Source organism: Sphingorhabdus sp., assembly GCF_046154385.1.
Lineage (GTDB): Bacteria > Pseudomonadota > Alphaproteobacteria > Sphingomonadales > Sphingomonadaceae > Sphingorhabdus_B.
The window spans coordinates 1-8,663 of the sequence record NZ_JBJXFW010000026.1 but is presented as its reverse complement, the minus strand read 5'-3'; the positions used below and the strand labels follow the sequence as shown (position 1 = coordinate 8,663).

Here is an 8,663-nt window from a genome sequence, read left to right as displayed (position 1 = left end):
CGCCGGTCTATACCAATCAGGGCGGCAAGGGCGAGGCACTGGGCCGAATTCTGGACACATATAAACCGAGCGTTGCGGTTTTTGTTGATGATCTGGGGCATCAGCATGATTCGGTGGAGGAGCATTTCCCCGACGTCTGGCGGCTGCATTTTGTCGGTGAGCCATTATTGTGGGAACGGGTAAAGTCTTCCAAGGCCGCGCATGCACGTTTGGACCGATGGGCGGACGCAGAACATTGGATCCGGGAAAAACTGGTGGCAAATGCGGTCGCACCTGCTTTGGAAAAGGGACTATCATGATTGAAGAAAAACTTGCCGAATTGGGAATCATCTTGCCCGAACCTGCGGCCCCTGTTGCGTCTTATGTGCCAACGGTCGAAGCGGAGGGGATGCTTTATGTGTCCGGGCAATTGCCCTTTGTCGACGGCAAGGTGATTACCGGAAAAGTTGGCGATGCGCGTAGTTTGGCCGATGGCCAGCTTGCTGCCCGGGCTTGTGGCATCATGCTGATCGCGCAGATGAAAAAGGCATTGGGCGGGGATCTGGACCGTGTCGAGCGGATCGTCAAACTAGGTGTCTTTGTCGCATCGACATCTGAATTTACCGACCAACCGGAGGTCGCAAACGGCGCGTCCGACTTGATGGAGGCGGTGTTCGGCGATGCCGGAAAACACGCGCGTGCAGCGGTATCGGTACCTGTTCTGCCGCGCGATGCGACCGTTGAAATTGACTGTGTTGTAAAGGTGCGCGCGATTTAATGGCGCCCTTCATTTCCGTTCGTGTCGAGCGCAGTCGAGACACCCGGAAGGCGCGCACTCCCTCATGGCATCTCGACTGCGCTCGATGCGAACGGTTTTGGGTGGGCTATGTCTGAGGTTACTGCCGAACTGTTGAGCCGGGTCAGCGATATCGCGCCTGCCGCTTGGGATGCGCTCAACCCGCGCGGTAACCCCTTTGTCAGCCACGCCTTCCTGTCGGCGCTGGAGGAATCGGGTAGCGTTGGCCCGGGTACGGGATGGTCGCCCGCCCCCATCATTATCCGAGATGCGGCGGACACCCCTGCGGCAGCTCTTCCTGCGTATCTGAAGACGCATAGCCAGGGCGAATATGTGTTCGACCACCATTGGGCTGATGCCTTCGAACGGGCGGGCGGACGTTATTATCCAAAGCTGCAAATAGCGGCGCCCTTCTCGCCGGTGCCGGGTCCAAGGCTATTGATGCGCGATCCGCTGCAAGCGGCATCGCTGCTGGCGGCTGCGGAAACCGTGGTCGACCAAAATGGTCTGTCCTCGGCCCATGCGACCTTTGTCGACGAATCCGAGCTGGAATATTATCGGGCGGCGGGCTGGCTTGTTCGCATCGGTACGCAATTCCACTGGCAAAATCGCGGCTATGGTAGTTTTGACGATTTTCTGGGGGAATTGTCCTCGCGCAAACGCAAGGCAATCCGCAAGGAGCGGGCGGCGGCGCAGGCATCTGTTCGGATTGAGCAAATTTCGGGGACGGATATCACCGCCGAAATGTGGGACGCCTTTTGGGTTTTCTATCAGGATACCGGCGCACGCAAATGGGGGCGACCCTATCTTACGCGATCATTTTTCGACATCATTGGCGACAGCATGAAGGACAGCATTATCCTGTTCCTTGCCTATGATGGCGCCACGCCCATTGCCGGTGCGTTGAACTTCGCCAGTCCCGAGTGCCTCTATGGCCGCTATTGGGGGTGCACCCGTGACGTCCCCTTTCTCCATTTCGAGCTCTGCTATTATCAGGCCGTCGACTATGCGATCGCCCATAGTCTGCCGCGTGTCGAAGCCGGGGCGCAGGGCGAACACAAGCTGGCGCGGGGTTATGAGCCGGTCCCGACCTATTCTGCGCACTATATTGCCAATGGCGGCTTTCGTTCGGCGGTTTCCGATTTTCTGGAGCGCGAGACACAAGCCATGGAACGCGAGATCGAGTTTCTGGGCGAAATGGGGCCGTTCAAGCGGACCTGAAAAGTAAAAGAGACGGGAGAGGGAGAGACGTCCCGTCGAGATTATACGAACATCTCCCCTTCTCCCGTCTCTTTTACATTGTATTTTGATGCTTCACGCTCTTGCATTCCAATCTTTAATCGCGCAATTAAACATGCAGAGAGGAATCAGCCATGAGCAAACCAAGCCCACAAGAACTTGCGGATTTCGAGAAGCAATGCGACGCCTGGTTCGCCGAGAACACGGTGCGCGACCCCGGATTCATGTTGCCGCTGACCTTTATGGAAGTGTCGACCGACCAGCAGTTCGACTTTCTGCGCGCATGGCAGCGCAAGGTATATGAGGCTGGCTATTTCGGCATGAGCTGGCCCACCGAATATGGTGGCTATGGCATGCACCCGGAATATCAGCGGATCGCCACGCGTATCATGAAATCGCATGATGCGCCGATCATGATCAATGCCATTGCCAACGGGTGGACCGGACCTTTGTTGCTCGACATCGGCCGGGAAGAGGACAAGCGGCGCTATATCAAGCCGATGCTGAGTGCTGAAGAAATCTGGTGCCAGGGCTTTTCCGAACCCGAGCATGGATCGGATCTAGGTTCCGCGCAGACCAAGGCTGTGCGTGATGGCGACGAATATGTGATCAACGGATCGAAAATCTGGACCTCGCTAGGTGACCGCGCGGATTATATGATCCTGCTCGCGCGGACTTCGAATGATGGCCCGAGCAAATATGCAGGGCTCAGCTTTTTCCTGGCGCCGATGAAGATTCCCGGTGTGGAAACACGGCGGTTGAAAAAACTGACCGGCGAATATGGTTTTACCCAGTGCTTCTTTACCGATGCGCGTATCCCTGCCTCGGGCCTTGTCGGCGAAGAGGGGCAGGGCTGGATGGTCGCGATGAAAACACTGGAATATGAACGCGGCGCGAAGGTCAATCCGGTGGGCGGATATTTCGTCAAGGAAATGGATGTGATGAGCGTTGTCGACATGGCGCGAACGGCAAAGCGCGGCGGTAAGCCTGTGCTTGACGATCCTGTCATGCGTGACAAGCTTGTTGACTATATGATTGAAATTCAGGCCCTCAATCTCAATAATCAGCGCCGCCGGATGGCGCCGTTGACCAGCGACCGGCCCATGGGATTGGCATTGATGAACAAGCTGGCGCGGACCGAACTGATCCGCGAACTGACCGAATTTTCGCTTCAGTTTCAGGGCAGCCGTGCAGGCTATTATGTCGGTGATGAAAATGCTGTCGATGATGGCTATTGGCACCGTGCCTATCTCAACAGCTTTTCCGCAACCATTGGCGGCGGGACCAGCCAGATCCAAAAGAACATCATCGGCGAACATGTACTTGGGTTGCCCAAGGGGCGGTGATGCCGCGCTACCTCTCCCGTTCGTGTCGAGCGCAGTCGAGACACCCATCCGTCTTGCGCGCCTTAACGGTGTCTCGACGATGCTCGACACGAACGGGAAACGTGGCTGAAGTGAAAGGAATACAATGAGTGAAGTGCTGACGCAGGTGCAGGACGGCGTCCTGATTATTACGATCAACCGGCCCGAAGCCAAGAATGCCGTCAATCAAGCAGTGGCGCAAGGTGTCGCCGCAGCGATGGAGCAGCTCGATAGTGACAAGAGCCTTAATGCTGGCATCATTACCGGCGCTGGCGGGACATTTTGTTCGGGGATGGATCTGAAAGCGTTTCTGCGTGGCGAATTGCCTAGCATCAAGGGCAAAGGCTTTGCCGGATTTATCGAATCCCCGCCTGCCAAGCCGCTAATCGGCGCAGTTGAGGGATATGCTTTGGCAGGCGGTATGGAAATCGCCATTGCGTGTGATCTGCTGGTGGCCAATGATAAGGCCCAATTTGGTATCCCTGAAGTCAAGCGCAGCTTGGTTGCGGCTGCAGGAGGCCTGTTGACGCTGCCTTTGATTATCGGCAAACGTATGGCAATGGAACTGGCGCTTACCGGTGACTTTATTTCTGCGCAGCGGGCCTATGAAATCGGTTTCGTCAACCGGCTGACAGAAGGCGCGGCCATCGACGCCGCTTTGGAACTGGCGGCAAAGGTAGCCGCAAACGGGCCGCTGGCGCTGATTGCTACCAAACGTGTTATCAATGAAAGACCGGATTGGACATCGACCGAAATGTGGAAGAAGCAGAACGAAATTTGCGGACCGGTCTTTACGTCAAAAGATTCGCGTGAAGGCGCGCTGGCATTTGCGGAGAAACGCAAACCGAAATGGTTAGGGGAATAATCATGGGGCATCCCGTCGTCCATGCTGCCGCAAATCCCGACAAGCCCGCGGTCATTATGGCGGGATCGGGTGAGACGATTACCTACCGGGAACTGGATGAACGATCGAACCAATGGGCGCACCTGTTCCGCTCGATAGGATTGCAACATGGCGATACGGTCGCATTCTGCCTCGATAACAGGGCAGAGTTTTTCGATCTGGTCTGGGGCGCGCAAAGGGCCGGTCTGATTTATGTCGCGATCAGTTGCCGTCTTACGGCGTCGGAAATGGACTATATCCTGAACGACAGCGGGGCAAAGGCGCTGTTCGCATCGTCCTATCTGGGTGCGACTCTTGATCAACTGCAAAGCCCGGTGAAACGGTATATATTAGGCAGCCCCCATGCCGGTTGGACAGATTATGCCGCTGCCCTGTCCGCCATGCCGAAAACGCCCATTGCGGACGAGCGCGCCGGAACCGATATGTTGTATAGTTCGGGGACAACCGGCCAGCCTAAAGGCGTGCGTTTTCCATTGCCGGAAGACCCGGATATTGCATCACCTAATTCATTATCCGGTTTGGCCGCCATGGCGTTCCGCTTTTCGGGTGATAGTATCTATTTATCGCCCGCACCGCTTTATCATGCCGCGCCATTGCGGTGGTGCATTGCGGTCCACCGGTTGGGCGGGACCGTGGTCGTCATGGAAAAATTTGATCCCGAAGCGGCTCTGGCGGCGATCCAGAAGTATAAGATCAATGCCAGCCAATGGGTCCCGACGCATTTTGCCCGTATGCTCAAACTGCCCGATGATGTGCGAAACACATATGATGTGTCGTCGCTGGAAACCGCAGTTCATGCGGCAGCGCCTTGTCCGATACCGATCAAAGAAGCGATGATTATATGGTGGGGACCAGTGCTGCGCGAATATTATGCCGGTACCGAAGGGCAGGGGATTACCTTCATTTCAAGCGAAGAGTGGCTCACGCACAAGGGGTCCGTGGGGCGCGCACTGAATTCGATCATGCATATCTGCGATGAAAATGGAGACGATGTTCCAGCAGGTCAGGAAGGCACGGTCTTTTTCGAAAGCGAGGCGTCGTTCAGCTACCATAACGACCCTGAAAAAACGAAGAGCGCTACGAACAAGCATGGCTGGACCACATTGGGCGATGTCGGCCGATTGGACGAGGAGGGTTATCTCTACCTTACGGATCGCAAGAGCTTTATGATTATATCGGGTGGCGTAAATATTTACCCGCAGGAAATCGAAAATCATCTTGTCGCCCATCCCAAGGTTCAGGATGTTGCGGTAATCGGCGGGCCGCATGATGAAATGGGAGAAGAGGTTATTGCGGTTGTCCAACCACTGAACATGGCAGATGCAGGTGATGCCTTGCGTGACGAATTGACCGCTTATGCCCGTGAAAAGCTATCGGGTATCAAAATTCCGCGGCGGATCGATTTCAGGGAAGAACTGCCTCGCCACGACACGGGCAAGCTTTACAAGCGGCTTTTACGCGACGAATATTGGGCGAAACAGGACAAAGTCTAGTTTCGGTATTCCCGCAATATGATGATATAAGTCGAGAGACTCATGAGGAGAGAATTGATGACCACCCAATATAAGAACCTGATCAACGGCGAATTGGTCGCAGGCGACAAATGGATCGATGTCGTGAACCCTGCCAATGAACAGGTTATCGGGCAGGTCCCCGATTGCGGTCAGGCCGAGCTGGACAAAGCAGTGGCGGCAGCACGCGCCGCGTTTCCCGCCTGGAAGAAAACCAGTGTTGAAGAACGCCGCGCCTGTTTTGCCAAAATGGCGGACGCCATAAAGGCGAACAGCGATGAACTGATGCGCCTTTTGACCAGCGAACAAGGCAAACCGCATATGCAGGCGGGCAGCGAAATTGCCGGTTGCGTCGGCATGACCCGTGCGTTGCCGATGTTGAATCTCGATGAAAAAATCAGCGAAGACAGCGAAAAGCGTCTGAGCCGGACGCGCCGCGTTCCTGTGGGTGTTGTTGGTGGTATCGTGCCGTGGAATTTTCCGGTGTTAATGGCGGTACAGAAAATCGTGCCTGCCTTGTTGTCGGGCTGCACCATGGTGTTGAAACCTTCGCCTTTCACGCCGCTGGCCACCCTTAGAATGGCTGAATTGATCGCCGGCGTTTTTCCGCCCGGCGTCTTGAATATCATCACCGGCGGCGATGCACTGGGACCGTTGCTGACGTCCCATCCCGACATCGACAAGATCACGTTCACCGGTTCGACTGCCACTGGCAAGCGGGTGATGGAGTCGGCGTCGAAGGATCTTAAGCGGATCACGCTGGAATTGGGCGGAAACGATGCTGCGATTGTGCTGCCCGATGCGGATGTTGCCAAGGTTGCGGAAAAGCTGTTTTGGGCGAGCTTTTACAACGCGGGTCAGGTCTGTATTGCAGCAAAACGCATCTATATTCATGAAGATATCTATGACGAACTGTCGGCCGCAATTGCCGCTTATGCCAGTGCCGTAAAAGTGGGCGACGGTGCCGAACAGGGCACAGCAATTGGTCCGATCCAGAATAAACAACAATATAAACGCGTTCTGGAACTGATCGCCGATGCCAAGGACAAGGGCTATAAATTCCTTGTTGGAGGCGACCATGATCCTTCGATCCCCGGCTATTTCGTGCCGGTAACTGTCCTCGACAATCCACCTGAAGATGCACGCATCGTGGCGGAAGAACAATTTGGTCCAGTCATGCCGCTGATGAAATTTGCGACTGTCGACGAAGTCATCAGCCGCGCCAATGCGTCGGATTACGGGTTGGCTGGCTCCATTTGGACCAGCAATCCAGAAGCGGCTGTTGCGGTGGCGGAACAATTGGAAACCGGTACGGTGTGGATCAATGAATCGATGCATCTTGCGCCCAATGCCCCCTTTGGCGGACATAAGCAGTCCGGCTTTGGTGCTGAATTGGGTGAGGAAGGCCTGCTCGAATTCACCTATCCGCAAGTCATCACGATCGCACGCGAAGCGGCCTAACCCCCATACGCCTTTGTACCAGGGCGAAGGATGACAATCTCAACTTGACTCTCTTGGGTCAAAGTTTAATCGTCTGATTAAATTTTGACCCACAGGAGAGTGAAGATGGCGGATGCCTATATTGTTGATGCGGTCCGGACCGCTGGTGGACGGCGCGGAGGAAAACTCGCCGGGATACATCCTGTAGATTTAGGCGCTGCTGTCTTGGATGCGATTGCCGACCGCAACGACTTTGATCCCGCGGCGATCGAAGATGTCATCATGGGCTGCGTCATGATGGGCGGTGAGCAGGCAGGCGATGTTGGTCGCAATATCGTGCTGGCTTCCAAAATGCCCAATTCGATTCCGTCGGTCAGCATTGATCGCCAATGCGGTTCTTCTCAACAATCGATGATGTTTGCCGCGCAAGGGGTGATGTCCGGGACACAGGATATTGTGTTGGCCGCCGGTATTGAAAGCATGACCCGTGTTCCGATGGGGTCGACATCGATGCTTTTCAAAAAAGAAGGCCTTGGAACATATAAAAGCCCCCGGCTCGAAGAAGCCTATCCCGGCATCATGTTCAGCCAGTTCATGGGCGCTGAAATGCTTGTGAAAAAGCATGGCTTTTCGCGCGCGGATCTTGATCAGTTCGCTTTGGAATCGCACCAGAAAGCGATCGCTGCAACCGAGGCCGGACTATTTGCCAATGAAATAGTTGGCATTGAAATCGAAACGCCGGAAGGAAACATGATCCACAACAGCGACGAAGGTATTCGCTATGATGCGACCTTTGAAAGTCTGTCAGGCGTTAAATTGCTGCAGGAAGGCGGTTCGATAACCGCGGCCAATGCCAGCCAGATTTGTGACGGTTCGTCGGCGGTCCTGATCGTGTCGGAAAAGGCGCTGAAGGACCACGGTTTGACCCCGCGCGCACGGATCGTCAATCTGACGGTCACCGCGGGTGATCCGGTTATCATGCTTGAAGAACCCTTGTTCGCAACCGACCGTGCGTTGCAGCGTTCGGGAATGAAAATCGAAGATATCGACTTATATGAGGTCAACGAAGCTTTCGCGCCTGTGCCGTTGGCGTGGCTGAAGCACATCGGCGCTGACCGTTCGCGGATTAACGTGCATGGCGGTGCCATTGCATTGGGCCATCCGCTTGGTGCGTCGGGTACCAAATTGATGGCGACACTGCTGAATGCGCTGGAAACGCGTAAGGGCAAATATGGTCTACAAACCATGTGCGAAGGCGGAGGGCAAGCCAACGTCACGATCATCGAACGGGTTTGATTTTCCCTCTCCCGCTTGCGGGAGAGGCAGCGAGACTTGGCAATTTATTGCCTAGTCGCAGCGGTGAGGGCCCTCACCAAGTTCGACTAGCGAGCGAGCTCGCAAGTCTTCCTATCCTCTCCCGCAAGCGGGAG

Annotated in this window: 7 protein-coding genes and 1 pseudogene; all 8 read left to right on the top strand. The window is 55.3% G+C overall.

Annotated elements, in window-relative coordinates:
- Positions 1 to 299, top strand: a pseudogene (locus ACKVOS_RS05120) (HAD family hydrolase); the annotation flags it as partial.
- Positions 296 to 757: a RidA family protein gene (locus ACKVOS_RS05115; RefSeq protein ID WP_409210940.1), complete on the top strand. Its 462-nt coding sequence runs from the start codon at positions 296 to 298 to the stop codon at positions 755 to 757. The pseudogene ACKVOS_RS05120 and the gene ACKVOS_RS05115, both read left to right, overlap by 4 nt.
- Positions 758 to 865: 108 nt before the next feature.
- On the top strand, positions 866 to 1,996 hold the full coding sequence (locus tag ACKVOS_RS05110; RefSeq protein ID WP_409210939.1) for a GNAT family N-acetyltransferase: 1,131 nt from the start codon (positions 866 to 868) through the stop codon (positions 1,994 to 1,996).
- A gap of 152 nt (positions 1,997 to 2,148) precedes the next feature.
- Complete coding sequence (locus ACKVOS_RS05105; protein WP_409210938.1) at positions 2,149 to 3,360, top strand: acyl-CoA dehydrogenase family protein; 1,212 nt, start codon at positions 2,149 to 2,151, stop codon at positions 3,358 to 3,360.
- A 124-nt stretch (positions 3,361 to 3,484) separates the two neighbouring features.
- Positions 3,485 to 4,243 carry a crotonase/enoyl-CoA hydratase family protein gene (locus ACKVOS_RS05100; protein WP_409210937.1) on the top strand — a complete coding sequence of 253 codons (759 nt, stop codon included), beginning with the start codon at positions 3,485 to 3,487 and terminating at the stop codon, positions 4,241 to 4,243.
- Positions 4,244 to 4,245: 2 nt separating this feature from the next.
- Positions 4,246 to 5,775, top strand: a complete 1,530-nt coding sequence (locus ACKVOS_RS05095; RefSeq protein WP_409210936.1) for an acyl-CoA synthetase — start codon at positions 4,246 to 4,248, stop codon at positions 5,773 to 5,775.
- Positions 5,776 to 5,832: 57 nt separating this feature from the next.
- On the top strand, positions 5,833 to 7,254 hold the full coding sequence (locus ACKVOS_RS05090; protein WP_409210935.1) for an aldehyde dehydrogenase family protein: 1,422 nt from the start codon (positions 5,833 to 5,835) through the stop codon (positions 7,252 to 7,254).
- Positions 7,255 to 7,359: 105 nt separating this feature from the next.
- Positions 7,360 to 8,529 carry an acetyl-CoA C-acetyltransferase gene (locus tag ACKVOS_RS05085; protein ID WP_409210934.1) on the top strand — a complete coding sequence of 390 codons (1,170 nt, stop codon included), beginning with the start codon at positions 7,360 to 7,362 and terminating at the stop codon, positions 8,527 to 8,529.
- Positions 8,530 to 8,663 lie beyond the last annotated feature (134 nt).

Bases quoted from the DNA above. Each gene is read 5' to 3' on its own strand.
- ACKVOS_RS05115 (WP_409210940.1), top strand. From the start codon at position 296: ATGATTGAAGAAAAACTTGCCGAATTGGGAATCATCTTGCCCGAACCT.
- ACKVOS_RS05095 (WP_409210936.1), top strand. From the start codon at position 4,246: ATGGGGCATCCCGTCGTCCATGCTGCCGCAAATCCCGACAAGCCCGCG.
- ACKVOS_RS05085 (WP_409210934.1), top strand. From the start codon at position 7,360: ATGGCGGATGCCTATATTGTTGATGCGGTCCGGACCGCTGGTGGACGG.
- ACKVOS_RS05100 (WP_409210937.1), top strand. From the start codon at position 3,485: ATGAGTGAAGTGCTGACGCAGGTGCAGGACGGCGTCCTGATTATTACG.
- ACKVOS_RS05090 (WP_409210935.1), top strand. From the start codon at position 5,833: ATGACCACCCAATATAAGAACCTGATCAACGGCGAATTGGTCGCAGGC.
- ACKVOS_RS05110 (WP_409210939.1), top strand. From the start codon at position 866: ATGTCTGAGGTTACTGCCGAACTGTTGAGCCGGGTCAGCGATATCGCG.
- ACKVOS_RS05105 (WP_409210938.1), top strand. From the start codon at position 2,149: ATGAGCAAACCAAGCCCACAAGAACTTGCGGATTTCGAGAAGCAATGC.